The organism is Lentisphaera profundi, from assembly GCF_028728065.1.
Taxonomy (GTDB): domain Bacteria; phylum Verrucomicrobiota; class Lentisphaeria; order Lentisphaerales; family Lentisphaeraceae; genus Lentisphaera; species Lentisphaera profundi.
In genome coordinates, this window is the sequence record NZ_CP117812.1 from 1,682,099 (window position 1) to 1,708,448 (window position 26,350).

The window sequence follows — 26,350 nt, forward strand, 5'->3', positions numbered from 1 at the left end:
GTGTAGCTTAAGCTTTAACAGCACACTCAAATACATCGAATGATAGACCTGGAGTGAGTTTAAGAATGAGCACCAAGCAAAGTCCATTCATCACCTTAGTACCGTCGAGTTATAAAAATTTTTAGGCAAATACTTATTTGTCCTGACGACTTAAATCCCCTAGTTCATGAAATCAAAATTTTTAACTCCTTTTTGAATGAAAAACAAAATGATGGGGGAATTGGAATGAGATTTTTATTAAATTGCGCCCGCCTACGAGGTGTAGGCGCAGTTATTCGCTCCAAAAACGGTTTATTTGGATCATCTCAGTAAGGGTAATGCGAAACCATACGATTTACCCATGCAGAAAATGCACAATCGATAATTACATAGAGTTGATTTTGTTGAGTTTCCATCCCGTTCAGCAAGGCCTAACTACTTTGTTCTTTTTGGGGATGTCTTTTCTACGGTAAAAAGAGTAAGGATGTTGTCCACATGTGCTTGTCTGGCGTCTTTTAAACCAAAGCCAACGCCACTCCGATTATCGCTGGTGGCGGCAATGACCAGGTCGAGCTGTTCATAACTTGTGATGAACTGGCCGGCAGCACCTCTACCACCAACGCCGATAAAGGTCATGCCGTTCATTTTATACTCAAGTCCTTCAGTGAAGTAAGTGTAAGCATGGGGCCCTCGCATATGAGGTCTTTTGGTTCTACGGGCTTTCATATCAAATAAGCAATCCACATATTCACGAGAAAAAAGTTGCTCGCCTTTATAGATTCCTTTTTGGTGAAGAGCTATACCGACTTTCAGCAAGTCGCGACTCCGTAGCCGACAACCAGCCGCACTTGCAGGGTTTCCGTTTGACGCTGTGCCCCATTTATAGTTAGTTATTCCCAGCTTACCCAAAAACTCCTGTTCCAGAAATTTGCGTACTGTTGAAAATTGGGGCAAAGAAGACTTTGGCCGTCTTGTTGTCAATTCATCTATAATGGCCATCACTATAATACAATCAGTGGCAGCATAGGCGTACTTTTTATTCAGAGGGAGTTTTGTCTGTTCGAAATACTTTTGGATCATTTTATAACCTTGCAGGTCATCGCCCTTCATCCATTCCTTTATACCGCGAAAGCCGGTCTGCATCATCAGAACTTCATACAAAGTTACTGCGGCCGCTTCGGCTTTAATATTTGTCCGGTCAATATTCGGAAAGAAATCCAGAACAGGCTTTTGCAGATCGGCGACTGACAAGTAGCCCATCTCAATAGCCCGTGAGAGAAGTAAACTTGTTATGGTCTTAGTAACGGACATGAGGAAATGGGGAGAATTTTCATAGCCATAATTGGCGTACATTTCAAAAACTAATTTACCTTTATGCCAAGCGAGAATACTCGCCAGTGGGCCGTACTTATTATTCTCTACATCGCCAATAAAATTTTTTATTGCTACATCGGCTCCTTTAATATTAAGTATACCGACTTGTATGCCATCATTCATATTCACCGGAGAAGTTGAGTAGTAGACGGTATTTTGCTTTTTAGGTTTATTTGTGTTATCGCTTGTTGGTGGTTTTTCGGCCTTCAAAAGAGACGTAAAAAATAATAATACTAAACAGGTCAAGCTCGTACTTTTGATTTTTTTTAATATCATAAACATAGTCCTTTAAATTTTTAGTCATTATTTCCATATACCGGATTTTGAATAGAATTGGATGCTGCCATTTATGAAATGAGCAGAAAAATCCATGACTCAAAATCATCTCTTGACATATTTTAAATATGTCTTGGCTTACAAAATAATCCTTATCAAGTTACGCTAATAAAGCAACTCGGAACAAGTATCGGGGAATTATAACCTTCTATATTTTTTTATTTCACTCATCCAATCCCTTAATTTTATCTGTATATGGGAATTAAAAGTTGAAGTGTTCATCATTAATGAAGCCAGTTTTAACTGAATTCACCCCAAAACTTCTAAAGTGCTGGATTCATTTCACTTATAATAAACCTATAAAACAGAAGAAAAACATGAAGAAAAACATCTCTATAATCCTGCTATTATTATTCGGAAATATTTCCTTGGCCACCGCGAATGATAATTTTAAAGATCAGCTTAAAGCTGCCGATGCTCTTTTCTCAAACTCAAGAGATCAGGCTCAAGAAGCTTACCGTGACTTACTAGATCAAATTCCTGAAAAATATGAGCCTTTCCGTTCCTTGATAATTTTGCGATTGGCCTATACAACGCGTCAGGCTGACCGGATGAAAGTTCTCAAACACTTAGATCAGCTAACCTATGTCCCGGAACATCACGCTCTGGCAGCTAAGGAGATGATTGCTGAAATTAAAGGAAGAGATAATCCCGGGCATCAGAAAACTGCGATTCCGGTCTTGCCGAAAGTTGATCTAAGAATTGATGTTTCTCTCAATGGAAAAATTGATAATCTGGGCGATGCACTAATTGCGGCTCGCAAAGCTAAGTCTAAAGGTAAATCAGTTGAGATCGTTCTCGCATCAGGCACTTACCTTCAGAAAGAAACTCTTGAGTTGAATGAACAGGATACTGGCTTGATCATTCGTTCCGCTGATACCCAAAATCCAGCCATCATAAGCGGTGGCCTTAGGCTAAAGAAATGGAGTAAGGAGCTTTCTCCAGCGGCACTGAATAGATTACCAGAGTCAAGTAAAACTAAGGTCTTAGCCTGTGATTTAAAAGCTAACGGCGCTGATGAAATCCACGAACTGCTTATGGGCGGCGTATTCGATAAACGGCCCGGTGCAGTTGTTACATCCAAATCGCAAAAAACTACGACCAGTATAGCTATCCCTGAACTATTTTATAACGGTGAAGCACAAGGCCTAGCACGCTGGCCTAATGACAAAACAACAAAGCTCCCCATCAACAAAAAACCTAAAAAGGCGAACCCCTACTTCAAGCGCTGGAACAATGAGTCCGATCTTTGGCTACACGGTTATTTTGGTGTTCATTGGGCTGATACCTATCAGAAATTTGAGCGAGTTCATCGAGACGGAAAAATTTCGATTGTTCCGCCAGTCCATCCGTTTGGATTCAAGCTTGGAGATGGGCAAGTAGTGAATGCACTATGTGAGTTAGATCAACCTGGAGAATGGCATTTTGACAGCAAAAACAATCTTATCCACTACCTGCCTCCTTCTGGGTTTGATCCGACTCAATGTGTACTTTCATCATTCGGCACGCCAATCATCGCCAAAGACTGTGACAATCTACAGATACGGGATCTCAACATCAATTACATTTGTGGTGATGCAATGATTATGCTCGATTGTGACAAGCTATTGATCAAAGGAGTCAATATTGAACATTGCTCAGGATATGGACTCAAGAGCATCGGTGGAATTAAGCAACTCATTCATTCCTGCAAAATAGCAAGTATGGGCTGCGGTGGGCTTATCGTAAAGTCGGGCGACTGGACAAGTTTGACTCCAGGCCATTCTATTATTGAAAATTGCCAAATCAGTGGCATGTCACGCATCAATCGAACCTATACTCCCGCTTTAAACCTGAATGGTATGGCATTCAAAATTCGTCATAATCTTTTCTTAGATATTCCAAGTAGCGCACTCAGTTTTCAGGTCTGTGATACACTCGTAGAGTTAAATACCTTCCGTAACTGTGTCTACGAATCTGGTGATCAGGGAGCGATAGATATATATGCTAACCCGCTTGCAAGAGGTAATATTATTCGCTGGAATCTCTTTGATGACATTATCGCCGAACACCAAGATAAGCTGGGTGCCGCAGGCATCAGACTAGATGATTATGTCAGCGGTTTCATGATTAGTGAGAACATCTTCAGAATGGGCGGTCAAGGAAGTTATGGGATGTTCTTTGGCGCGGTACAGATAAACAAAGGTTGGGACAACTATATCGAAGGTAATATTATTATCGACTGGCCCCGTGCAGTCAGCGGCCGGACCGGCGTGCGTGAGATGTGGGATACCATGAAGCATCACAAACATACCCAGCAAAGGTTGAAATCCGTAAACTGGAAGTCCGAGGCATGGCAGAAGAAGTATCCACGCGTTCGCGACATTATGGATAGAGAGCGGCACAGCAATTACCTGGCCGACAACCAGCAGTTTGGAGCCGGTGACTGGCATGGAGTCGCCAACTCGATGAACGTGGCCAATATCCGCGGCCCAGAAGACTTCCACGGAGAAAGCCTTAATTCAATTAAGTACTTTCTTTCACCTTGGCATCAGATCCCCGTCGACCTGATTGGACCGTATGACTCCACTAATAATTAATAAGAAGAACCGTAATAAAATATACTATAGTAGGTGAAAAAACCTCTATTCTACGATGCACAAATAACATAACAGATGGACTTGCTTTATGAAAGAATGGAGAGAGATGTTGTGCGTTCTTCTTTGGGCACCCCATATCCGCGCAGCAGAGCAAACGACGATCAAAGAGACAGGTAGTAGTACCTTAAGTATTGGCAACGATCTGGTTCGTCTGGATTATGACTGTGTAACGACAATTAAATTCCATCCCCGAGCGCTGCCGATTAGCCGCAACGTTTCAGAAAGTGGATTCGAAAAGAGGGCCGTCAATGAATCTTTTAACTAAGAAATGGAAAGAACAGTTGGATATTTTAAATGAATATTATTTAAGTTGGAGAAGCTCGAAGATGAAAAAGATTAAAGTTCTGTTTATTATGTTGGTGATAAGCGTTGTATCACATGGAGAAGAAACTCCCTATGTCAAATCCAATTCCCACAGCTTCACCTATCAAAACCCGATCACATCGGGAATATCACGTCATGGACTTCGCGATTGCCAGGTATTCAGGGACGGTGAGTTCTGGTATTTAACAGGAACGGGGGCTCCGTTTGGACTGGGAAGCGGCCAGCTATCCAAAGGTATTCCGCTCTACAAATCAAAAAACCTTATTGATTGGACGTTTGTAAAAATCATCGTCACGCGCCCAGAGAAATCCGCGTGGTATTATGAGAAATTCTGGGCACCAGAGATCCATCATATCAAAGGGAAATATTATGCCATCCTGAACTGTAGAAATGTCAAAGAGGGTTACACATGGCAGCATATTGGCTATGCCGTTGCGTCCCATGTTGAAGGGCCCTATACCGTGGTAACCAAATCCAAACCAATCGCCGAAGGTAACGATCTCACTTTTTACATAGAGGACAATGGCGACGTTTACGCCTTCTGGCATACATTGGATCGACGTTTTGGAATTGGGTACGCAAAAATCGATCTTGAGTCAGGTAGGTTGATCACCACTCCGCGCAGCGCAGTCAGACCAGGAAAGGTGGATTACATCAAAGAGACAGGACCGCCGAGACACTATAATTACACACAGGAACGCACAGGTAAGAAAATCAGCAAATACTACAGTTGGGACTCCATGGGTATCGAAGGGGCTTACGTCATAAAAAGAAAAGGAACCTACTACCTGTTCTACTCCAGTTGGCAGCGTGGTTACGAAATGGGTTATGCCACCTCATCAAGTATTCACGGTCCTTGGGAAAAAGCCGCCAACAATCCCGTTTATAGCGTGGTTGGCACCGATAGCCCATTCAGCGCCGTAGGTCACAACGAGGTTTTCACTGGTGTCGATGGTCGACTCTGGCTATCATGCCACGGTAGCTTGAAAGGAAAACCTCCATTTCTGGTTATTGATCCAATCGATTTTGATCCCAACGGAAGAATCATAAAAAAGGTACCAACACACACTCCACAAACCGTCCGCTGGTAGAGTGCTCTACCTCTTATGGGACAGCGGGGACAGGTGCCATTTTATCACATACAAAATATGAAAAAAGGACATACTATTATGAATATATGTACATATAATTACACCCTTGCCTTTTTACCGAAGCCGGCAAAGGCATGTTATATAAAATCATATTCTTCTAATAATTTAGTCCCGCTATAATTCATGATTAAACTCCACTTACCATCTTGCATTGCAAGTTGCGGCCAACTCAAAGGACGAAACTACTCGGGTGCATTAACATCCCAAAAAAAAGTTCGATCTTTCGCTTGTGGAGTTCCCAAAAGTGCAGGTAAATTGTTTTCACCATCAGTAACAAGATCCTCGGGAAGTTTAATATTTGCGGCAGCGCAAAGTGTTGTTAACAGATCACAAGACGATAGTTCCGTACTCGTATCTTTAAGACCTTGTGGTATTTTTCCAGGCCAACGAACAAAGAAGGGGACACGTACGCCACCGTACAATAAGCTCCCCTTTTGGCCGCGATATGGACCCGAAGACCCTACCGAGAAGTAGGCACCAGCATTTTTTTTACCATTTTTCATATGTTTTACTGTAGTGGTGGCCTCTGGACCATTATCACTGGTGAATACCACAATTGTATTATCCGCAATCCCCAAATCATCTAACAATTTTAAGACTCGTCCTATACTACAATAAGAGCAATGAAAACAGCACATATTTTCAACTTATTCAAATTCAAAACCGCCTCCAGACCAAGAAGGATTAGCTGTATCCCAGGCAATCCATTGGGGATTAGAAAGCAAAGTCGTCCATTTTACACTGGCACTATGGCCATCAGCAAACAATAAGTTAATTTTTGTACCTACGTGCCTTATTTTAAAGTTATCTGTACGATACTGAACCATCCAGGAGTTTTTCGCGGCCTCCCCAACCATTGCCGTTTCTGCGGGGTCAGTCAATTCTGTAATTGATCTATTATCATCACCACCAGAACCTTGCAGGTGCATGTTAAACATGTAGTTCTTAAAATATGAGAATACATTTTCTTGCTGTGAGCTTTCTGTACAGATAAAAGTATCGTGGCTATTTAGATAAAGATCATCAATTTTGACTTGATAGTCGCCAAACTCTTTTTCAAAAAATATTCCTGATTCATAATAACTATAGCCATTATATCCCTTCGTTGCTAAATCGGCGTCGGTGTAATTAGGGGTAAATAAATCCTTATTATCATCCAATTGCATATAAATGCCAGAACCTTGATTTTTTAGATTTACATTGCACAATAAAGCTTTTGATGTACGTCGCGCTTTACCGAGCACAGGCAAGAGTAGGCTAGCGAGTATTCCTATAATAGCAATAACTACTAAAAGTTCGATGATTGTAAATGGCGTATTCGCATAGCGGGAACGAATTTTTTTCATTTTAAACTCCTTTATTTATATTAATAACATATAAACAACGCTAAATATCACTTCTTTACATTTATGTTAAAATAATCAAGTAAGTTTAAATCAACGATCAATAGGTATTACTAGACTAGTAAGGGTTAGACAATTTGTTTTTAAGGTAATATTTACTTTCCCTTTATTGAATTTCAGGTTTCACGGTAACTTTTATTCTACTTTTAAAAATTGATAACACTGCCGCTGAATATTGAGAGGTAAAAAGCTCTAACTCTTTAAATGTTGGATTTTCATTTATAAGCTTAAGGATTTGTGATTCATCAATTATTGATACGTGACTTAAAATTATTTTTTTTATTTCCAGTCCTCTTAAGAGTGAAAATGATTCACCTCGTCCTTTATCATAATAAAGAACATTTAATTTGGGGCCTGAAAGTTTTAATACTTTTGTTTGGCTATTATACTCAACACCTTTATCACCCCAATTGGGGTTAAATGATTTAAGTAACTCTTTCACTACTTGCTCGTAGCCTGTTCGGTCTTTGCGTACTTCTAGGTCGTACATAAGCGTTCTATTGAGCACTGCGGGAGGTATACGGCCATTAGTCTGGAGTCTTATTTGTCGAAGAATTGCGATAAAATCATTGATGGGAACATTTAAACTTTTTTTGGGAATAGAGCCTGACGGGAAAGCAGCTTGAATGACTTTGTATAAGTAGAAATCTTTATGAAAATGACTTAGAGCCTGTTTTGCTTCAAGATAACTTTGCCGAATAAACATGAGGTGACCCCGAGCTCTGAAAAGATCATTATTATCAGGTTTTTTTTCTAGAGCATATCTGTTTGCCATTAATTCTTTATTTAGCGTGTGTCTTAAAGAAACCTTATAATTGGTTGTTCCAAAAACCTTGTATTGGGAGCTTAAGTCATCTAAGTACCTATCTCGCATGAATTCTCGGCTCGCAATTTCTTCTCGTAATAAACGCAAGGTTTTTTCAGTTTCTGAACGGGCTAGTTCCGCGTTCAGCCGTGCACGGTTTTCAGTTTGCCTGCTCTCTGCCAAATGCGATATATAGAGCGAGGTCGTAATCGCAATAGTTATGAAACTTAGCACAACGACTAAGCATATGGCTGTATTTCTCAAGACAAAACGCTTAAGTTCCTTGAAAAATCCTGACTTTTCCGCAGACGTTGTGTAGCCACGTTTATACTTGCGAAGGTCATCGATAAGCTCATCTACTGAGGCAAACCGTTTAGTTGGTTGTCTTTGCACTGCTTTCATGATGATCGCTTCAAGGGAGTCCGATATTTCAAATTCCTTAGAGGGGGGGACAATAATAGTACCATCAATTGTTTTTTGCGATATTGTTTTGAGAGATGAACCTGAGATTGGTGGCTTTAAAGTCAAAATTTCATAGAGGATTACACCCAATGCATATATATCTGTTTGTTTTGTTTTGGGCTCCTTTAGAAGGAATTGCTCTGGTGCCATATAACCTGGAGTGCCACTGATAGAGTTGGCATTCTTCTGGTTTATCACAAGGTTTTCATTATACTTCTCATCTGCAACATCGCTTAATTCAAGTTTCTTGAGTACTTTGGCTAACCCCCAATCAAAAACAATGACTTCACCATGATCGCCCACCTGAATATTTCCAGGTTTTAGATCAAGGTGAATGATATCATGTGAATGTGCATATGAAACCGCATCACATATTTTAAGAAAAACTTCCAGCATATTTAATTTTTGACTAGGTACTAGAGCCCCTGATTCTACCTTGAATTTCGCCAGTAAGAGATCGAGTGAAGTACCTAATTTCAAATCCATGGTGAAATATGGTCCTTGTTCTGAATCATGGCCAATATCATATATTGTGACGATATTTGGATGATCTAAATGAGCCACCAAACGAGCTTCATGCAAAAATGAATCTAATGTATTTCCCATGAAATGCTCATTAACATGAGCCATAGCAACATCACGACATGTATAATTATCATACACACGAGAAATTTGCTTCATCATTCCTGAGCCAATTATCTCACGATGGCAATAACGACTACGCTCTTCTTCAAACAAGAGAAATTTCGATTCTTTAGGGTCGTTTTCATGACTAGAAGAAACCGCTAAATCGTATAAGTTTTTTTTCTCTTCTGAATTTAAGGCATTAGCCATAGAGGGTACCATTTTTTAAAATTCCAACTCATCAGTCAGTTGCCGTATTTCAACTAACATTCGTGCTTTAATTCTATTGCGAATTATATAAACCGTGTCTTTTTTAACATCTAGCTCTTCAGCGATCTCTTCTACCGATCTATTGTTCAATGTCATTTCAAAACATTTAAGGGCCTTATCAGCAAAAATATTACGCATCCGCTCCATGGCGCAATCCACTAAATACTGTTTCCATTGATTTTCTATAAGGTCATCAATCTCTGCATTGCTATAGCTTTCAAATACGTTCAATGATTCATGATACTTGTTGAGGTTTTTATCATAACGGCTCCGTTTAATAATGTGGTTTTTAGCTGTATTTCGAATCACAGTGCCGAGCCAGGTTCTAAATCGTGACTTTTGCTTAATATATTTACGTATATTCTTATGCAAGTTCAGCAGAATTTCTTGTACCACATCATCCCGCTCACTAAAGTCTACATTCACTTGCTTGAGTAGAAAATAAATAAACGGACGGTAACAAGCTTCAAATTCTTCCCAGGCCTCATCATCTGTGCCTACCTGGATCCTTTTAATAATAGACTCTCTGGTATTCCAGTCTTCACTCATTTATCTAAAATCCAATTACTTGCCTTGCCTCTAATTATACATCTTCTTACTTAGTCTTTCCAATAAAGTTTGCTAAACAGTTATTAAGCTTTAGTTATTATCAATTAATACCGCTATATTCCCACTTATATTCCACTCCTTGTCAAAAACAGCTATGTAAACGGCAATTGGCGTTCCCATATTGTTCGTTAAAATAAAAGGTCGCTCAAAACGACTGGGCTGCCAAGTTTTATTATTACTTAAATGGAACTCTTTTTTAGAAAATAAAGCTTGCTTAGCAGGTTGCCACGAATAACTATCTTTAGATGAAAAGAGCCTCAGGTCAGGTTTTCCCATAACATGACAAGCCATAAAGTAACGTTTTCGCTTTTTGTCGTACCATACACCAGCATCTTCTGTTTGTGCTTCGCTATAAACAGGCTTTTCCTGAAATACAAAGGGTCCTTGCGCTTTTCTTGAGTGACCCACTAACTGAATTCTAAACCAGCCATCCTTCTTTACATCATCACCTTTCATTACCATAACGTATTTGTCTTCAACGTAGGTAACAGCTGGGTTAACGGCAATATTCTTAAAGTTACCGTGAGGTGTAACAACGGGTTCTTTTGATCTTAGGAACGGGCCTGATGGAGAGTCTGATAGGGCTACACCTATACGTTGTGAATTCCTTACATGACGACGATTAGCCTTGAGCCATTGATCCGTCGGATAAACACTACCTCCTTCTGCTTTATGTATATTTCGCAAGTCATTTGAAATATAATAAAGAGCTATTTTTCCATCAACGACACAGATGGCTGGATTATGAGCATTATTAATATCCCAGCCTTTTACATTTTTCCCTTCTATAACAGTATTTACATAGTCAAAGGGACCTTCGGGTTTGTCGGCAACGGCATGCGCGATTTCACAATGAGTCATCCAGCCACTAAAACCATATTTTTTAGGCCAACGTGAGTAATAACTATGGTACTTCCCATCATTCCATTTAATGACTGCCATGCCCCATATATAATAATCAGGGTCGACTAAAACATGAGAACTGGTTTTTTGAGCATAAAACTTACTTTGTACTTCCACTGGTAGGTTTTGATAATTAATTTTTAACGAGTCCTCCGCTGGTGTACTCTCAATAGCCATGACGACGGTACCATAAAGTAAGCTGATCAAAAAATAATAAGGGAACTGAAAACTATTCATTATAGATCCTTAGAGTTAATAAATATTTTTGGTTAAATATGATTAAGAGTGTGGAAAGTGCTTTTTAAATTTTAAAACCCTTAATCGCTTTGTGATCTTGTAAAAAAGGACAGTAACCACAAACCACTATCGTATGAACTTTATTTTTCAGAAGCAACATTATTTATAGCATTAAATCTCGCCTTATAGGCTTCACTTTCATCCGCTAATAATTTATCAATTTGTATCATAATCACATTCAGTTTTGCAGACACTTCTTGATGCTTCTCCGTGCCGCGCTCTATGAGTTTTAACTCCTTTGCCAATGGGCGAGCACTTTTCCAAAGTTTTTTGATTTTGCTATTGCCATTTTTTTTCATGGCAACTAGTCTTTCATTCCACGGCATTAATTTAACCATACTAACTGAGTTTATATTCTCAGGATTTTCATCAACTAAAGCATGATCAATTTTTATCAAAAGTATATTGATTTTTTGTTTTAATAGCACCTTCTCTGAAGATTCGTTCTCTGCTTTTTTAAATTTCCTATTCAATTGATCGACTTCCTTCCAAAGTGTTTTAATCATCACTACCTCACTTTTTTCTATAGCCCTAATACGCTCTCTCCATTTGTCTGATGATGCTTGTAGAGATAGGTTGCTAAATAATGCAATCACAGTCATTATTAAAATATTCTTTTTCATAGTTTTACCTTTTTTTTTAATTATTTTTGTGTGGAGCTTTTTGAGAAAATCCAGTCTTGTTCTTTTTCAAAACTGTAGTTCGCATTAAATAACGGCAACTGAGCCCCTATCTTTTTTTTCCACGTGCTAAAGTCTGCCATGAGTTCTGCTAATTTACACTTTTCGCCAACATCATTTCTAAAATTATAAAGTTCCGGCTCTCTTTGTTTATACAAAAACAAGTTTCCAGTCCTCTTTGCGTATAGCACTATAATTATCTTCAACATTTTAATGACCTCTCACTTTTACTAAAGCATCGTTACTAGGACTTAATTTTGGGGCCTCTTGTCCTTCATGAGTCATCCCTTTGTTTTCCCAAACGCGCACATAATCAACATGCATTTCTGTAGGGAAACCCTCTCCAGTTATTTTGGGATCTTTATTGTTTTTTGTTCTTCTATAGGGAGGCCTTAGACCCAAGGAAAGAAACATATGGTAGTTATGTGAATGATAAGCCTTACCATCGACTACATCTGAAGTTCCCACGAGTTTGCCATCAAAATAGAAATAGGCCATTTTCTCTGTAATAAGAGAACCGTATACATGAAAGCCATCTCGCACATCGGTTCCTACATCAACAGAAACACGATCTAAAGCAGGTGGGAAATATCTAGGTTTTTCTTTGTAAAAAGTTTCAGACCACCCCATAAAGAAAACATACTCATTTTCTTTGACGTTTGGTACTTGTTGCATTTCTACATAATCAATTTCTCTATGTTCTTTTAAAGTTCCAGCGCTACCCCAAAAAGCAGGACAAACGCCCATATGCAAGCTGGCTCCTTTAATTCTCGCTTCAACATAGGTCGTTCCTGGGTACTCATGTTTGGAGACTATACCTCCAGAACGGTAATGAGTTTGGCGCTCCCCCAGTTCTTCAAATCCCGGGTTTTTAATTAAATTCTCAGAACTGCCCACTGCGTTAAATTTAATATCATCTAGATAAATTCGATCTCCGCCACTTCCTTCTCCAAAGAATCGAAGTTCAAGAATATTTGAATCTGCACTTACTTCAAGATTACTAAAACTCATCTCCACCCATTCAGGGTTATGAGCAATTTTTTCCGATATAAGAACATGGGGCTTATCACCTCCCCCTGCCCCTTGGAGAATTACTTTATTGCTTATCCATTTACTTGGATTTTTAACCCGAAATGATAAATTATATACGCCGGGATTTAAATAAATTCTTTGCTTTAATTCGCCTAAAGCCCTTTGTGTTTGTCTTTGTAAAGAAATTCGAAGGCTTTTTTTACCGCTATATTGTTCATCTGAAACAGTCGTAAACATCATTTTTGGCATCGAATGAAATTTTGTTTTCCATGAATATGCCCCGAGCATTTCATGCTTCTTTTTTTCTTCGGTATCTAGGTACTCCATTTTTAATTTCAAAAGCCCCTTATCCAATTGGACATTACCTTTAGAAACATCTCCCCATAGCCAATCTGTCGACCATGTTTGAGGAAAATCCCATTTTTCAGTATCTAAGTGTTCTTCATTAAACTCATCCGAAACCTGCTCTAAAAAGACCCAGTCATTATTAGATTTAATCTTTGGACTTATTGTTTCTTCGACATCATTCATTTTCTGACAGCTTATGGTTAAACTAACCATAAATAAACTTATAAACATGGACAATTGCTTAATCATAATGAGAGGAATCCTTATTTTTTCCATTTTAAAGTTAATGAGTTTCTATTAAAAAATAATTTAATATGATTAACTTTATTCTCGGTGTAATATTCTCTTTTATAATACAAACAACTGTGAATCTGCTGTCTTTACATGAATCAAAAAAGTTTTGTTACTTTTTTTGAAGGATATTAATTGCTTACACCTGAACCCGTGAGGCTACACTCTTTGTGAATAACGGAAATTGTCTTGATACTTAACTAGGATTGACTGAGCAATAAACTGCCCCGCAGCAAGCTACTCGGTATTGCCGGGCCGTCGCGGAGCGACAAGTTTATATTAACATGGGGCAAGGAGCGACACAGTCCTATGTTAGAGTCCCCCCACCTATATCAACTCTGAAGGAGCTTCCCAATGCAAAATATTACTACTTTGCTAAAACGACCGATTCCTTAACCCATTTATCCAGGTTTGACTGCCGACAATCAATCATTACGGTCAGTCGGGGTCCAGTCTTTTTTCCAAAGGAATGCATTCGGACGCCAATGTTTCCCCTGCCAGAAGCCCCACATGAGGATACCTTCGACCGACGGATGCGCAAAGCACATGATTGATGTGACAATTAGAAAACTCACTTATTTTGTTTCGATCAAGAATTAGTCTTGCTATTTCTCAAAAAGATCTTTCACTAATTTTGTTTTACTTTTGAGTATATTGTCCTTAAGCTGAATCCTTGAGCTTGGCATATCAATGTTTTTTCCTCGCTTACCAATAACTCCAATATCAGCAAGCTTGCTTGTCTCAATTCTATTGCCTTTAATATAAACATCTCGGCACCAGTTAAGCTCAATTCCATATCGCATCGAACCAGATATGATATTATCGATAATATTAACGTGCATAGTTGGACCATACTTATCTTTAGGCAGAGGTGATTTTTTATTCGGACGTTCTACATTGGGCGCTGCAATTCGGATGCTATTCCAACATGAATTCTTGATTGTATTCCCCTTTATCAAGCAATGATAACCCTGGCTTAACGCGCCGCCGAAATATATCCCATACTGATCCTCTCGTTTCTGATTTTTTCTTCCCGAACCCTCAATATAATTCCCTATAATATACATATGATTTTGGCCATCTGCGATTTCAATGCCACCAGTTCTAGCATTTAGTATCTTATTGTTTATTATGAGATTCTTTTCACCTTTGTTCAAATTTCCGTGTGAGTCAAAAGCAACTCCATGCGCAAAATCACCGCCCGGAAGAAGCCCCGTATCTTTGATGGTATTCTCGGACACTTCACTAAAACTTCCACCATTGGCAAAGATGATTCCATGTGTGGTGGTGCGCTCTACGGTGTTCTTTGTGATGAGAGCATGACTGACTCCATCGAACATGGCGATTCCGGCCCTACCTGTACTTTGTATATGACATTTCTCAATGAGGAAGTATTTACTTTTCGAACCCTTACACAATATCCCACAGGCTCCGACTTCCCTAACAGTGACTTTACTGACAGATACTCTTGAAGAGTCCTTCACGCTCAAGATCCCATTAGTGTCACATTTATCAACCCCACCACCAACAATAGTAAAGTTAGAGATAAAAACACTCTCGACGCCGTCTAAGACGATAGCAGCAGGCAAAGTCAAGGCTGGCTTCAATGTGACAGAGCCCTCTCCCCTGAGCAATTGATTTCTCTGAGGCTTAAGTGGCTGATCGAGAAGATATACTCCGGGTTTGAAGACAAACTCAATACTCTTACCATCATTTTCTTTTGCTAGTTGGTTAAAGAGTTTAGCCATACTTTTTCCACTTAGAAGCATCCTACCTGCTTTTGATTTAGCACTAAATGATTTTTCTGTAGCGGAGAGATGGATCTCACGTCTACGTCTGCCAAGAACGCCCTTGTTTATATTAGACTTAATACTCACCTGATAAGAAAACGGCGCCTTAAGTCTTCCTTGCCTATACGAGACCACATAAGGTTTAAATGACTCTCCTGCCTGAATGCCCTCCCCCCGATTAAAAACAACAACAATACAAATCCACGTAATGATGAAAAATTCATTTTTCTGTCCCCTTCCAGATTGAGTTCAACTCGTTTACAACCAGGCTGTTTATTTTCAGATCGTCACCTTTTGATACTTTAAAAGAGATCTTATCAGAAGTCGGCAAACAATAACTGGCTGCGACATATGCCCCTTCATTAACAAACATCTCAATAGAAAGTCGGTCGAGCAAAATACGCAAGCTCACTTTACCATCAACGCTCGGAGCTGGAATTTTTATCAAATCGGTGCCGCGGTCAATATCACGGAACTCAATGCTCTTAACCTTGACCATCTTGCCGTTCTTATCCGGAAACATTGTGCTATTACCATATACCACATCAAGTCCGCATATATTGAACGTTACCAGGTCATCTCCTGACGGCTCAAATTCGACGATCATATCAACTAGATCGCCTTTGATACCTGAAACAGCTGCGCTGGCTTTTGATGCAGTCGTAAGGTTCTCAAACGTATGGCTCTTCTTATAAAGCTTTTTAATCCCATCAATCGGCCAGCGATACATACGCTCGCCCTCTGCTGTTGATTTAAGGGTCAACTCGCAAGGGAAACTCATCTGCTGGGTAAAGGGTAATTCATGCTTCTTAAAAGGGTTATTTTTTCCTGCGCCTTTCAACCATGCTATCTGGTACACACGCCCGTCGGGACTGTTATTAAAAGTCTGACTGGCATAGAAGGCTTTAAAGAAACGGCGGCCACCCCAGTCTCCCAATAACATCTTATTATCACTTTTAAAAACAGAGCCATCGAAATCGCCAATCTGATAATAAAAGGCAGCGTCGTTACAAACCCACTTGGTGTTATTTTTATTGCCATCAAGCGGCAGTTCATACATATCAAAACATTCAACAAAATTACGGCTGAAATCGCCGGTCTTTGTCCAGTTAACCATATCATCTGAGTTCCAGATTCTAACCAGCTTATCAGGACCTGCAACTATCACTGCCATAATCCATTTTTTTGTTGCTTCATGCCAGAACACCTTCGGGTCGCGCTCTCCTTTCCATATCCCCTGATTTGGAACCACCGGATCACCATCGTTGATCAGAGTATAGGTACGCCCTTTGTCAGTACTGTAAGCTGCGCACTGCTCCATGGGACCTGCCGTGAGCGTAAAATATGCAACCAACGTTTTTGTATCTCCGACCTGTTTACCCAGGCTATTGTTGTGGTCAACCACTGCACTACCCGACCAGATCACACCACCTTTGCCACTTCCGCTTTTGTAGGGTAGGATCGCATGTGGCAGTTGCTCCCAGTGAAGCATATCCTTACTGACTGCGTGTCCCCACGATTTTGGTCCGTCACCATTTTTAATCGAAACATGCTGAAAATACATGTGCCATTCGCCATCATAATAAACCAGACCATTGGGGTCATTTAGCCAATTCTTGCGCGAAGTAAAGTGAAACTGTGGTCTGTACTTCTGATCGTAGCCAACATCCTTATAGCTTTCGAAGGTCATATGTTTTTTATTGAAACGAGGGTCGTCTTCTGCTTTCAGCTCTAAGAATGCGCCGGAGGTGATTGTTAATGTAAGTAGTATTTTAACGTATAGTTTTAAAGTCATATTATTTCCCATATACCTGAACTTCACTTAAACCGCTCCATTTTCTCTTTGCCATCACAAGATCAGTGATTTTAACAGAGCTTGTAGAGCGCGCTTTGAATTTAATAGCTTGAGCTTTTGCATTTCGCTTTAGTTTAAACGGGACTTTTGAGCCGTCGGAGAATTCCAGTGTCCCTGACTTAAAATAGCTGTCGTGATCGCCTTCACGATACGGAGAGAAATCCGCACGTATATAGATGACAACCATGTCCACCTCATGCTTTTTACCCAGGTCAATTTTCACCCAGATATTATCAGCAACATTAGGACCCCATGAAGGGAAATGTTCGCCGTTAAGCCCATTATGACCATGTCCTTTGTTTGAGGTTTTGCCGTTGATAATATTGTTTGCCGCAAAAAGCCCATTATTGGTGATCTTTGGGTACTGATTGTTTGTCGTTACCTGTGGGAAGCCGCCTGCAAATGCATTGGGGTTGAGGGCAACGTTCCTGGTACCCGGTGTCGGCTTATATGGTTCAACCTTATGAATTGTCTCAAGCTCATCCCATTTTGCCTGCTCTTTCTTCTTAAAGTAGTTTTTATAACGCGGTTCGGGGTCTTGCAACTTAAGTGTTTTACCGCTTCGTTTTTTATAGAGCAACTCTGTACTGCGTCTGTTTTCTTCGGCAAGTGACTCACGCTTTGTGTGATAGTGAATATACTTCTTTTCTGTTTTTTCATCCCAGATATTATTCTCCATATAGTCTCCACAATAGGGCACGCAGAGGTCGATCCAAGCGCAGAACTTATCCAGTTCTTCTCTAGTCAGCTTGGTGCCGCCATGACCATTGCGCAACATTTCAACAATTCTTGATGTACCAGAGCCGGCGTGATAGGCCGGTAACATTGAGGGGCGTGATTGAGCACTGACCCAATTGAGTATTTCGCGACTGTCCTGCCCCTTGCTTCCACGTCCCACAGTTGTTCCGGTGAGAGTTAGGTATGACTGCAGCCAGGCTCTTCCGGCGAACTTGTCATTGACCTTTGTTGAAGTTAAGTCTCCTAGTACTTTGCCGCTTTTCTTTGATTCACCATCGTGACATGAGATACAATTTTTATCGAGAATGGGCTGAATATATTTTTCGAAACTGAAGCCACCCGTGATATTGTAGAAAGGAGTAAGCTCCAAAGCGCCTTTTTTCATCGCCATTCTTGTTTTAGAGGCAGGAGGCGTGTAGTCTTTGTTCTCGTGGCAGCCGATAAATTTCTTGATTGCTATATCGCCTCCTTCAATATCGAGAGTACCTACTTGTATACCGTCATTCATATCAACTGGAGAAGTTGAATAGTAGACGGTCTTTTGCTTTTTAGGCTTATTTACATTATCACTAGTCGGTGGCTTTTCGGCCTTTAAAAGAGTTGTAAAAAGCAATATTATTAAACAGGTCAAACTCCTACTTTTGATTTTTTTAAATCTCATAAAAATACTCCTTTAAATATATTAAATTTCTAGTCATTATTTCCACATACCAGTTTTTAAATAGAATTGGATGCCTCCATCGCTGAAATAGGTAGAAAAGTCGATGGCTCAAAGAACCTTATCTTCAAAGTTATTCTTTTTGATTGAGCTTTGTAAGGAACTTGTTTTTTCGCTGGTCTTGAACAGTCCAAGCTTGCTTTTAACCTTTTAATGAAATCTTTCAGCAAGCTGCCGGATTTATTTGAACACCTTTCAGCGAAAGGCCTTTTCATTTTTAGGCAGCCACTTTTTGTGTTGCTCTTTTATGGCCTTGTATTCCGGATTACTCGCGAGGTTTTCGTGCTCCCAAGGATCTTTACTGTGATCGTAGAGCTCTTCTGTCCCATCCTTGTAGCGAATATAACGCCAGCGATCCGAACGAATGGCGTGATTTCCCGGGTTTTGCGTCATCAGTGCTGGACGCTTCCAATTCATCTGCGGGTTTTTCAAGAGAGGCACCAGGCTCTGTCCATCGAGTTCTACTTTTACAGGTAAGTTAGCCAGTTCGTTCAGAGTCGGAAATATATCCACTAAGCTGACTGGACGATCACAGCGCGTACCAGGTTTGGTAATTCCCGGGGCGACAATGATAAAGGGAACGTGGTTGGCTTTTTCCCACAGGGTGAATTTTACTGTCGCTGATTTGTCACCGAGGTGATATCCATGATCTGACCACAGGATAATGATGGTATTTTCAGCACGGCCAGTTTTATCGAGCTGATCGAGCAAACGACCGACCATTTCATCTGAATAATCACTGGCAGCTTGGTAGGCTTGGACCATTTTTTTGAGACTACCTGGATGCTCGGGGGCTTTCTTTGAGGCATTATCCCAGATAAAGCCTTCGGTACGAGACATATTTCTCCCAATCGGCGGGACATCATTCAAGTCATTTCTGGGCATGGGAGGCAGGCGTAATTGATCAAGTGGATAACGCGCGAAACTGGCTGGTGGGGCCCAGAACGGTAAGTGCGGGCGAAAGATTCCTGCCGCTAAAAAAAGCGACTTATCTTTGGGGTATTCGGCCATCACTTTATTGATGTAGTTTACGGTATATTCATCTGTCTGTTTATCGACATCGTGAACGCCCCAGTCCCAGCCATAATGAGCTAAGGCACCGATTTTCTTATCGCCACGGCGGTAGCCATTGTAATTATGTTTTGGTTTATTGGCGTGTAGTTGCAGAGGAAAGAACTTTTCAAATGAAGGTTTGTCTTTACGATCGACACCAGTGCCACCGTGGTGAAATATTTTACCGGCTCCAATGGTCGCATAGTCATTTTCTTTGAAATGTTGTGGCAGTGTTACTACATTCGGCAATAAGCTTTTCCAGGCATTGCCATTGCTGTAAACCCCGGAGGTACTTGGCCGCAAGCCCGTAAGAATAGAAACCCGTGAGGGGTTACAGGCCGGAGTCGTACAATAAGCACGAGTGAAGAAGCAACCTCGTGCAGCAAGCCGTTTTAAGTTCGGCGTTTTAATCGGGTTATTATCATCGAAGAGTGTTGTCCAGTCATTCATATCGTCAATGGCAATAAACAGCACATTCGGTTTTTTAGCCGCGTGAATGGACATGACGAAGCCCATTAGAATGCATAATGTTATTAAATTTTTCATTTATTATTCCTTAATTTATTTAAATGATTTTTCAATTCATATATATGTAGAATTTTTCTCGCTATTGCTCATCCCACCTTAATCTATTACGCTAAGCCAAGTTCAAATCCAAGGCGTATTAACGACCTGAAATTGACTTCAGTTCATAAACATTTAGGGACTCAATCCCCACTTCACCATCTTCAACATGGATTTTAATATCATTTAGAGCGGCACCTTGATCGGTGCGATTATGAATGAAATAAACCGCACCATTTTCGGCAAAAGTTTCGAGGGTTGCACTGTCGATATAAATACGTAGGTCGAGCTTACCATCCTCTTTATCATAGGAACTTATTCCACTATATTTACCCTTTGCTCCGTGAAATTTATTTTTAGCAAGATCGCAGAGAATCTTAGTTTGACCTACTTGAAGGTAAATCGCAGATGGTTTACGTCCCAGTGGGTAATCCAGAGTCATTTCAAGCTCTATGAGTTTTGCTGATTTATCAAAAGTTAGTGTATTTTCACCAAGCAATAGAGCTTTGTCTTCTATTGTTAATATTTTTTTGTCACGTAGGACCTTCAGTTCATCGACAGGGTTTGCATAAGAGCGGACGCCATCCTTGCTCGTGCGTAGAGAAATTTCAAGTGGTAGAGTAAAGCCCTGATTAAATGGCGCTTGGGGATCCGCTGGTTTAAAACGTGCCCAGACCATCATGATCGCTCGTCCATTCGGTGCGTTACTAAAACATTGCGCAGCCTTCAAGTCCCCCCGATTCCTCGTCGAACACCCGTAAACTCAGATGTGAATTTTTTGCCATCAAAGCTTCCTATTTGATAACTGGGTGTTGCATCAAATAGAATCCATTTTTTATTATGGGGGTTCCCATCTACAGGTAATTCTACAAACTCGGGACACTCATGAAAGACCTGATCAGAAAAGCTAGTAAAAGTCCAATTCTTCAAATCCTTACTTATGTAGAATGCCATTTTACCAAGTTTGGGGTTTTTGCACTGACGATAGGTGACTAAACACCAATGCTGTCCGGGTTCATACCAAAATGGCTTAGGATCACGGCCATGATGTGATATCAGTGGATTAGCTTCCTTAAGCAGAGAATAAGTTAAGCCGCTATCAGTTGAATAAGCAAGTGACTCGCCAACAAGCTGGCCAGCGCCTCCTTCATCTTTAGTGGGGTCACCGCCCTTGGTATCTGTTATCATGGCAATAATTGTTTTGGTAGAACCCACTTGCTTACCAAGAGTATTATTGTGATCGACGCATGCGCCTCCAGAAAACGCCTGCCCTATTACCATGGATTGATGCACTTTATCCACAGGCTTGCCCTTCAAGTCCTTTGCTCCAATACGTATCATGTGTGGTCGTTCTTCCCAATGCACGAGATCCTTGCTCACCGCATGACCCCAGTACATATTACCCCAATTAAGACCTACGGGATTCGACTGCCACGAAACATGATATAAGCCATCGGCATAGACCATTCCGTTGGGATCATTATTCCATCCAATTTTTTGGCTTAAATGAAATTGTGGTCGTCCTTTTTCTGAATAAAGTGGGATAAAAGTTTTAATCTTATCTGAAGTCTCAAATAATGGCAAGGCAGCCATATTATCTGGATGTCCAGTGACATTACGAATGATAGCCGTCTTACCGACATATTCACTCATATCCAAAGAACCCCAAAGCCAGATATCTTCAAGTTTGCTAGTCATGCCAAGAGTAAAACTATGAACTTTAAGGCCTTCAACTTCGATTTCTATTAGATTCCCCCAGCCCTTGTATTGCTTGGGCTTAGCAACTGGCACGCTCAAGTATTTCCCAGTTATCTTAATTTCTCGACTTTGAGCGGGTTTCGCGCTCAATGTTTGAGCTGTAAATAAATAGACAAATATAAGAGAAAGCATCATTTTTAAAATCAAGCTTCTTAAATCCTTAATCTTTACAACTAAGTGCTGAACTGAACTAGAGTCTCGCTCAATTGAACTCAAATATGTCGTCGCCGAGATCTCATCATTAAACATTTGTATACGCTTGCTCATTCTTCCACCTTTGACGTCCAAATTGATTTCATGGGATAGATTTCTAGATGGTTGATGGACACACCACTGCCACTGGGGGCATCGACACTAATGGTCATTTTACCCAATACATTTCCCGAGAGGTTCCTTCGTTGTTCCATGTGATAGGCGTAGCCATCTGCCATGAACACTTCTAGGCTTGGACGGTCGACTAATATACGCACCGTGACTTTCCCGTCGGTCATCGGCGCGGGGAATTTTCCAAAGCGTTCTTTGGCGAAATCATAGGTGAGGGCCAGTTTATCCATTTTAATGGTTGCTGTTTTCGGCTTGCCTTTCTTTTCGATGGTGAAAGAGATGTCGTATAACTCCCCGGGTAACTCCTTGGTGAAGGTAGAATTGCCGGCATTCAGTAGGATTCCAGTTTCCTCGACCTCGGCAGCTTTGCGCAGGGTCGCCACTTCCTCAATCGGATTGGCAAAGAGATGTACGTCGCCATCCGTCAGCGTCTTCAGAGTTAAATTCATCGGAATGGTAAAGCCTTGGTTGAACGGCATGCCTTCGGTGACAATTCCAGCCCAGCCAATGTAAGCCGCGCGACCATCAGGCGAATTGCTAAAGCACTGCCCTGCATAGCAGCTACGGGGGATCATCGTTACCTTTTCTCTTTGTGGTCCGAAACGAACTGTCCTTCGTCGAACTCACCGACGAAGTATTCGCTACTCGCCTCCATCATGACCCACTTCTTATTGCGCGCATCGCCGTCGACCGGCAGTTCGAAAAACTCCGGGCATTCGTGCACGTCGAGTATGTTTTGAGTCAAGGTCCAGTTCTTCAAATCCTTGCTGGTATGCACCGGAAAATGACGCCCGTGTTTTTTGCCTTTGTCATCCGTCACACTCACTGCGACCCACTGTTTAGAGGGTTCATGGTAAACAACTTTCGCATCGCGGCCAGTGATTCCCATCGGATACTTTTCCATCCATCGCTGGAAGTTCAGGCCATCGTGCGAATAGAAAATGGAGACGCCCGCATTCATATCGGAATTGAAAAGCAGCATGGTCTTCTTATCCCCAATATTCAGACCCATCGCATTGTTATGATCCACATTACCGCCACCGGAAAAGCAGGCTCCGGTCGCCATGGCAGGATGACGTACCCCCAGAGGCACTCCCTTACCCGCTCCACTGCGCAGGGCGCGCTTATGCTCAGTCCAATTCACCATATCAGGACTTGAAGCATGGCCCCAATACATATTCCCCCAGCCCGTGCCGACGGGATTACACTGCCAAAACAAATGGTAGCGGCCTTCGTAATACACCATGCCGTTGGGATCATTATTCCAGCCCTTGAGCTGTGAAAAATGGAACTGAGGACGGTACTTCTCATCATAGGCAGGCAACAGTGACCGCGGCTCATCGGCACATTCCAACATCTTCACGGTATCGCTGCCGAGTTTGGCCGCAAGCGTCACTTTCACGCTTCGACCCTTCACATCACTCAGGTCCAAATAGCTCCACAATGCAATATCGTTCTCATTGGCGGCTAAGCTCACCGTGATGGTATGCAGAAGGATGTCTTTATCATCAAAAATCTCGAGTCTTCGAGCAGTGCCACCCTTGGCACAGGGAATCAGGATGAGATTCTTTGTGACATCCAGGGTAATCTCTTCGTCTTCGTAACCTACTTTTGTATCGCTCTGCATCAGATGGTCGACGGCAAGATATCCCCACCATCCCTTGGCATCATCAAAAATTACCACCTGAGCTTTTTTACCCTTATAGTCTTTGACTTCAATGCTTACATCATCAAGAAAGTTTCCTTTAGTTGAGTTGGCGCGTCCTACCTCCTTACCGGCCACCATCACTTTCACACCTAAACGTCTTTTGTCATAACCACCGGCGATAAGCATATTGATGTAATCGCGCTCAATGATGAATTCCGGACTTGTTAGTGTACCAATTGGTTTAGTATTTACTCCATCACCAGTTGCCACAAAGCCCTTGCCTTTAAACCCGCTAAACCTGGAGAAGATTTTAGCTGTTTTGTCGGTCGGTTTATCACCAAACGCATCTCCCTCCACCTTCCACTCACCGTAATTACCGTCATCAAAATTCATTATCGGTATATCTTCGACTGCTTGAACAATGTTCGTAATAGACATTATCACGAAGGCTAGTGTAAATAAAATTGTTCTCATATTTTCTCTCAGTTATTGTATATTATATATAGCTTTCACACTTTGCTGCCTATTATTTTCTCGTGATTTTTACGTACATGGCTCCGCAAAGTATTTCACCGTCTTTATCTAATAAGTTTGCAGTCAACTTAGTTTTTCCAGCTTTTAGCTTAAGGGTAAATTTAGCAACTGTATCTTCCGGTTTTGTGGCGATCGTTTTATTAAAATCAGCAAGCTTTAATTGTGCTTGAGTAATTGGCCGTGCAGATTTTTTCTCCCAGCCCTTGGGTCCTTGCGCTTCTATAAATGTTTTTTGCGACTCTTCCGGCCAGCGACGCAGTTCTATTTCATATTCACCATCGCGATCCACAATCAGATCCCAATAACCTTTTGCTTTTGCGACAAACAGTCCACCAGAATTATCACAGTATCCGCCAATCCAGTCGCTGGCATAAAGCGTAAGCGGATTTTGATAGTCGGTTCCGACAATAGCGTAACGTTCCTTATCCCACAGTGGCTTAGTTCGTTCATACCAGCTATCGTAATGTGCCGTAAGTTGTTGAGCTATTTCCGGAAACTGACTGTATACATTTTTATCCTGGTGCGGATCTTTGCTGACATCATACAATTTATTATTCATCAGGCGCCATTTATCCTTCATAATCACAGTCTGATTCCACTTTTGACATTTTTCACCAAACTGGGTAACAGTTATACGGTCTGCCAATCTTGTCTCATCACCTTTAAGGAGCTTTGCAAGGCTTGTCCCGTCCAACTTTGACACATCACCTTTAAGGCCACAAAGATCAACAAGAGTGGGGAGTAAATCCTGCACAATGGTAAGCTCTGAGATCTCCTTGCCATGCTGGAGTTCACCATCGATCCAGCGGACAAATAATGGTACGCGATGCCCACCTTCATATAAACTACCTTTCTTATCTTTCATCCCTGCATTAAAGATTTCGTACGCAGCTTTATTCTGCGTTCCGTTATCTGATAAATAAATAAGGATGGTGTTATCGCGCAATCCACTCTTTTTGAGAAATGCTTCGAGACGACCGAGATTCTCGTCAATATTGGCAATCATACCGTAAAACTGATCCGGCATCTTCTTCCCTTTAAAGTTTCCTTTGTAAGGAGCTGAAAATTTGTCTGGTGAAATATCGGGAACATGTGGCGTATTTGTCGGGAGATACACAAAAAATGGTTTATTACTATCTTTGCATTTCTTCATCCATTTCATAGCTTCGTCAAAGAATATATCGGTTACGTAGCCCTTGTACTTAGTGTCAACACCATTGAGCATAAGCATCGGGTTGAAGTAGCTATTCTGCCAATAGTCCGCCAGAGATGTTATTCCCCAGGCACGAAAAGAGAGCACTTCTTGAAAACCCCTAAAGCGTGGTCGGTGCGGGTAGGCATCGCCAAGGTGCCACTTACCGAACATGCCGGTGGCATACCCAGATTCTGCAAAATACTGTGGCATCATCTTAATATCGCGGCGAACAATCGAACGCCCCTGACACACACGGGTGGCGCCATTGCGCATGGCATCCATCCCTGTCATAAGCGATCCACGGGTCGGCGTGCACTTAGGAGCTACGTGGAAATCGCTAAAACGAGCCGATTCGCTTCTCAACTGATCCATGACCGGTGTTTTAAGAACCGGATTGCCATGGGCTGATATGTCACCATAGCCCTGATCATCGGTTAGAATAACAATAACATTCGGCTTGTCTTGAGCCCATGTCTTTGTTGTAGCTATTATGGAGAGTACTCCTATAACGATAATTGTAAAAAAATTCTTCATTTCTAACTCCTTCTAAGTTTTATACATGGACTGTGATTAAGTTCCATATATTGATTATTTGCTTATCTTCTATTGAGTTTATACAAGTAATTTGATTGAAGTGGACGTCATG

The 26,350-nt window shown here is 41.1% G+C and carries 21 protein-coding genes; 3 read left to right on the forward strand and 18 right to left on the reverse strand.

Annotated elements, in window-relative coordinates; genetic code table 11:
- Positions 1 to 414: 414 nt before the first annotated feature.
- Positions 415 to 1,629: a serine hydrolase domain-containing protein gene (locus tag PQO03_RS17910; RefSeq protein ID WP_274152258.1), complete on the reverse strand. Its 1,215-nt coding sequence runs from the start codon at positions 1,627 to 1,629 to the stop codon at positions 415 to 417.
- A 269-nt stretch (positions 1,630 to 1,898) separates the two neighbouring features.
- Here PQO03_RS17910 and PQO03_RS17915 point away from each other — a divergent pair, with 269 nt between their 5' ends.
- The 3 genes from PQO03_RS17915 (at position 1,899) to PQO03_RS17925 (ending at position 5,743) form a co-directional block, all read left to right on the forward strand.
- Entirely contained in the window at positions 1,899 to 4,268 is a 2,370-nt protein-coding gene (locus tag PQO03_RS17915; RefSeq protein WP_274152260.1) for a right-handed parallel beta-helix repeat-containing protein, read from the forward strand.
- Positions 4,269 to 4,356: 88 nt separating this feature from the next.
- Positions 4,357 to 4,593 carry a hypothetical protein gene (locus PQO03_RS17920; RefSeq protein WP_274152261.1) on the forward strand — a complete coding sequence of 79 codons (237 nt, stop codon included), beginning with the start codon at positions 4,357 to 4,359 and terminating at the stop codon, positions 4,591 to 4,593.
- Positions 4,577 to 5,743: a glycoside hydrolase family 43 protein gene (locus tag PQO03_RS17925; protein WP_274152262.1), complete on the forward strand. Its 1,167-nt coding sequence runs from the start codon at positions 4,577 to 4,579 to the stop codon at positions 5,741 to 5,743. The genes PQO03_RS17920 and PQO03_RS17925 overlap by 17 nt, the downstream gene beginning before the upstream one ends.
- Positions 5,744 to 5,985: 242 nt before the next feature.
- Here PQO03_RS17925 and PQO03_RS17930 read toward each other — a convergent pair whose 3' ends face one another.
- The 17 genes from PQO03_RS17930 to PQO03_RS18010 form a co-directional block, all read right to left on the reverse strand.
- Complete coding sequence (locus tag PQO03_RS17930; protein ID WP_274152263.1) at positions 5,986 to 6,441, reverse strand: sulfatase-like hydrolase/transferase; 456 nt, start codon at positions 6,439 to 6,441, stop codon at positions 5,986 to 5,988.
- A gap of 9 nt (positions 6,442 to 6,450) precedes the next feature.
- Positions 6,451 to 7,149, reverse strand: a complete 699-nt coding sequence (locus tag PQO03_RS17935; RefSeq protein WP_274152265.1) for a type II secretion system protein — start codon at positions 7,147 to 7,149, stop codon at positions 6,451 to 6,453.
- A gap of 163 nt (positions 7,150 to 7,312) precedes the next feature.
- Entirely contained in the window at positions 7,313 to 9,307 is a 1,995-nt protein-coding gene (locus PQO03_RS17940) for a serine/threonine protein kinase (RefSeq protein ID WP_274152266.1), read from the reverse strand.
- Positions 9,308 to 9,322: 15 nt separating this feature from the next.
- Positions 9,323 to 9,916, reverse strand: a complete 594-nt coding sequence (locus tag PQO03_RS17945; RefSeq protein ID WP_274152267.1) for an RNA polymerase sigma factor — start codon at positions 9,914 to 9,916, stop codon at positions 9,323 to 9,325.
- Between the two features lie 90 nt (positions 9,917 to 10,006).
- Entirely contained in the window at positions 10,007 to 11,116 is a 1,110-nt protein-coding gene (locus PQO03_RS17950; RefSeq protein ID WP_274152268.1) for a glycoside hydrolase family protein, read from the reverse strand.
- Between the two features lie 140 nt (positions 11,117 to 11,256).
- A complete protein-coding gene (locus PQO03_RS17955) occupies positions 11,257 to 11,799 on the reverse strand; it encodes a hypothetical protein (RefSeq protein WP_274152270.1) in 543 nt (180 codons plus the stop codon).
- 20 nt (positions 11,800 to 11,819) lie between these two features.
- Positions 11,820 to 12,065 carry a hypothetical protein gene (locus tag PQO03_RS17960; RefSeq protein ID WP_274152271.1) on the reverse strand — a complete coding sequence of 82 codons (246 nt, stop codon included), beginning with the start codon at positions 12,063 to 12,065 and terminating at the stop codon, positions 11,820 to 11,822.
- A 1-nt stretch (position 12,066) separates the two neighbouring features.
- The gene (locus PQO03_RS17965) at positions 12,067 to 13,485 is read right to left on the reverse strand and encodes a family 16 glycosylhydrolase (RefSeq protein ID WP_274152273.1); all 1,419 of its coding nucleotides are present in this window, start codon (positions 13,483 to 13,485) and stop codon (positions 12,067 to 12,069) included.
- A gap of 647 nt (positions 13,486 to 14,132) precedes the next feature.
- Positions 14,133 to 15,275 carry a right-handed parallel beta-helix repeat-containing protein gene (locus tag PQO03_RS17970; RefSeq protein WP_274152274.1) on the reverse strand — a complete coding sequence of 381 codons (1,143 nt, stop codon included), beginning with the start codon at positions 15,273 to 15,275 and terminating at the stop codon, positions 14,133 to 14,135.
- A gap of 262 nt (positions 15,276 to 15,537) precedes the next feature.
- Entirely contained in the window at positions 15,538 to 17,112 is a 1,575-nt protein-coding gene (locus PQO03_RS17975; RefSeq protein WP_274152276.1) for a glycoside hydrolase family 32 protein, read from the reverse strand.
- Position 17,113: 1 nt separating this feature from the next.
- Complete coding sequence (locus PQO03_RS17980; RefSeq protein ID WP_274152277.1) at positions 17,114 to 18,571, reverse strand: DUF7402 domain-containing protein; 1,458 nt, start codon at positions 18,569 to 18,571, stop codon at positions 17,114 to 17,116.
- Positions 18,572 to 18,823: 252 nt separating this feature from the next.
- Entirely contained in the window at positions 18,824 to 20,227 is a 1,404-nt protein-coding gene (locus PQO03_RS17985; RefSeq protein WP_274152278.1) for a sulfatase, read from the reverse strand.
- Between the two features lie 118 nt (positions 20,228 to 20,345).
- Positions 20,346 to 20,927: a GH32 C-terminal domain-containing protein gene (locus PQO03_RS17990; RefSeq protein ID WP_274152280.1), complete on the reverse strand. Its 582-nt coding sequence runs from the start codon at positions 20,925 to 20,927 to the stop codon at positions 20,346 to 20,348.
- 44 nt (positions 20,928 to 20,971) lie between these two features.
- Positions 20,972 to 22,270, reverse strand: a complete 1,299-nt coding sequence (locus PQO03_RS17995) for a glycoside hydrolase family 32 protein (RefSeq protein WP_274152281.1) — start codon at positions 22,268 to 22,270, stop codon at positions 20,972 to 20,974.
- Complete coding sequence (locus PQO03_RS18000) at positions 22,267 to 22,902, reverse strand: GH32 C-terminal domain-containing protein (protein ID WP_274152282.1); 636 nt, start codon at positions 22,900 to 22,902, stop codon at positions 22,267 to 22,269. The genes PQO03_RS17995 and PQO03_RS18000 overlap by 4 nt, the downstream gene beginning before the upstream one ends.
- Positions 22,903 to 22,904: 2 nt before the next feature.
- A complete protein-coding gene (locus PQO03_RS18005; RefSeq protein ID WP_274152283.1) occupies positions 22,905 to 24,368 on the reverse strand; it encodes a glycoside hydrolase family 32 protein in 1,464 nt (487 codons plus the stop codon).
- A 133-nt stretch (positions 24,369 to 24,501) separates the two neighbouring features.
- Positions 24,502 to 26,238 carry an arylsulfatase gene (locus PQO03_RS18010; RefSeq protein WP_274152284.1) on the reverse strand — a complete coding sequence of 579 codons (1,737 nt, stop codon included), beginning with the start codon at positions 26,236 to 26,238 and terminating at the stop codon, positions 24,502 to 24,504.
- Between the last annotated feature and the right edge of the window lie 112 nt (positions 26,239 to 26,350).

What these genes read in the sequence shown, in the direction of transcription:
- PQO03_RS17910 (WP_274152258.1), bottom strand. Translation starts at nt 1,629, where the DNA reads ATGATATTAAAAAAAATCAAAAGTACGAGCTTGACCTGTTTAGTATTA.
- PQO03_RS17920 (WP_274152261.1), top strand. Translation starts at nt 4,357, where the DNA reads ATGAAAGAATGGAGAGAGATGTTGTGCGTTCTTCTTTGGGCACCCCAT.
- PQO03_RS17925 (WP_274152262.1), top strand. Translation starts at nt 4,577, where the DNA reads ATGAATCTTTTAACTAAGAAATGGAAAGAACAGTTGGATATTTTAAAT.
- PQO03_RS17930 (WP_274152263.1), bottom strand. Translation starts at nt 6,441, where the DNA reads ATGTGCTGTTTTCATTGCTCTTATTGTAGTATAGGACGAGTCTTAAAA.
- PQO03_RS17935 (WP_274152265.1), bottom strand. Translation starts at nt 7,149, where the DNA reads ATGAAAAAAATTCGTTCCCGCTATGCGAATACGCCATTTACAATCATC.
- PQO03_RS17940 (WP_274152266.1), bottom strand. Translation starts at nt 9,307, where the DNA reads ATGGCTAATGCCTTAAATTCAGAAGAGAAAAAAAACTTATACGATTTA.
- PQO03_RS17945 (WP_274152267.1), bottom strand. Translation starts at nt 9,916, where the DNA reads ATGAGTGAAGACTGGAATACCAGAGAGTCTATTATTAAAAGGATCCAG.
- PQO03_RS17950 (WP_274152268.1), bottom strand. Translation starts at nt 11,116, where the DNA reads ATGAATAGTTTTCAGTTCCCTTATTATTTTTTGATCAGCTTACTTTAT.
- PQO03_RS17955 (WP_274152270.1), bottom strand. Translation starts at nt 11,799, where the DNA reads ATGAAAAAGAATATTTTAATAATGACTGTGATTGCATTATTTAGCAAC.
- PQO03_RS17960 (WP_274152271.1), bottom strand. Translation starts at nt 12,065, where the DNA reads ATGTTGAAGATAATTATAGTGCTATACGCAAAGAGGACTGGAAACTTG.
- PQO03_RS17965 (WP_274152273.1), bottom strand. Translation starts at nt 13,485, where the DNA reads ATGATTAAGCAATTGTCCATGTTTATAAGTTTATTTATGGTTAGTTTA.
- PQO03_RS17970 (WP_274152274.1), bottom strand. Translation starts at nt 15,275, where the DNA reads ATGGCTAAACTCTTTAACCAACTAGCAAAAGAAAATGATGGTAAGAGT.
- PQO03_RS17975 (WP_274152276.1), bottom strand. Translation starts at nt 17,112, where the DNA reads ATGACTTTAAAACTATACGTTAAAATACTACTTACATTAACAATCACC.
- PQO03_RS17980 (WP_274152277.1), bottom strand. Translation starts at nt 18,571, where the DNA reads ATGAGATTTAAAAAAATCAAAAGTAGGAGTTTGACCTGTTTAATAATA.
- PQO03_RS17985 (WP_274152278.1), bottom strand. Translation starts at nt 20,227, where the DNA reads ATGAAAAATTTAATAACATTATGCATTCTAATGGGCTTCGTCATGTCC.
- PQO03_RS17990 (WP_274152280.1), bottom strand. Translation starts at nt 20,927, where the DNA reads ATGATGGTCTGGGCACGTTTTAAACCAGCGGATCCCCAAGCGCCATTT.
- PQO03_RS17995 (WP_274152281.1), bottom strand. Translation starts at nt 22,270, where the DNA reads ATGAGCAAGCGTATACAAATGTTTAATGATGAGATCTCGGCGACGACA.
- PQO03_RS18000 (WP_274152282.1), bottom strand. Translation starts at nt 22,902, where the DNA reads ATGATCCCCCGTAGCTGCTATGCAGGGCAGTGCTTTAGCAATTCGCCT.
- PQO03_RS18005 (WP_274152283.1), bottom strand. Translation starts at nt 24,368, where the DNA reads ATGAATTTTGATGACGGTAATTACGGTGAGTGGAAGGTGGAGGGAGAT.
- PQO03_RS18010 (WP_274152284.1), bottom strand. Translation starts at nt 26,238, where the DNA reads ATGAAGAATTTTTTTACAATTATCGTTATAGGAGTACTCTCCATAATA.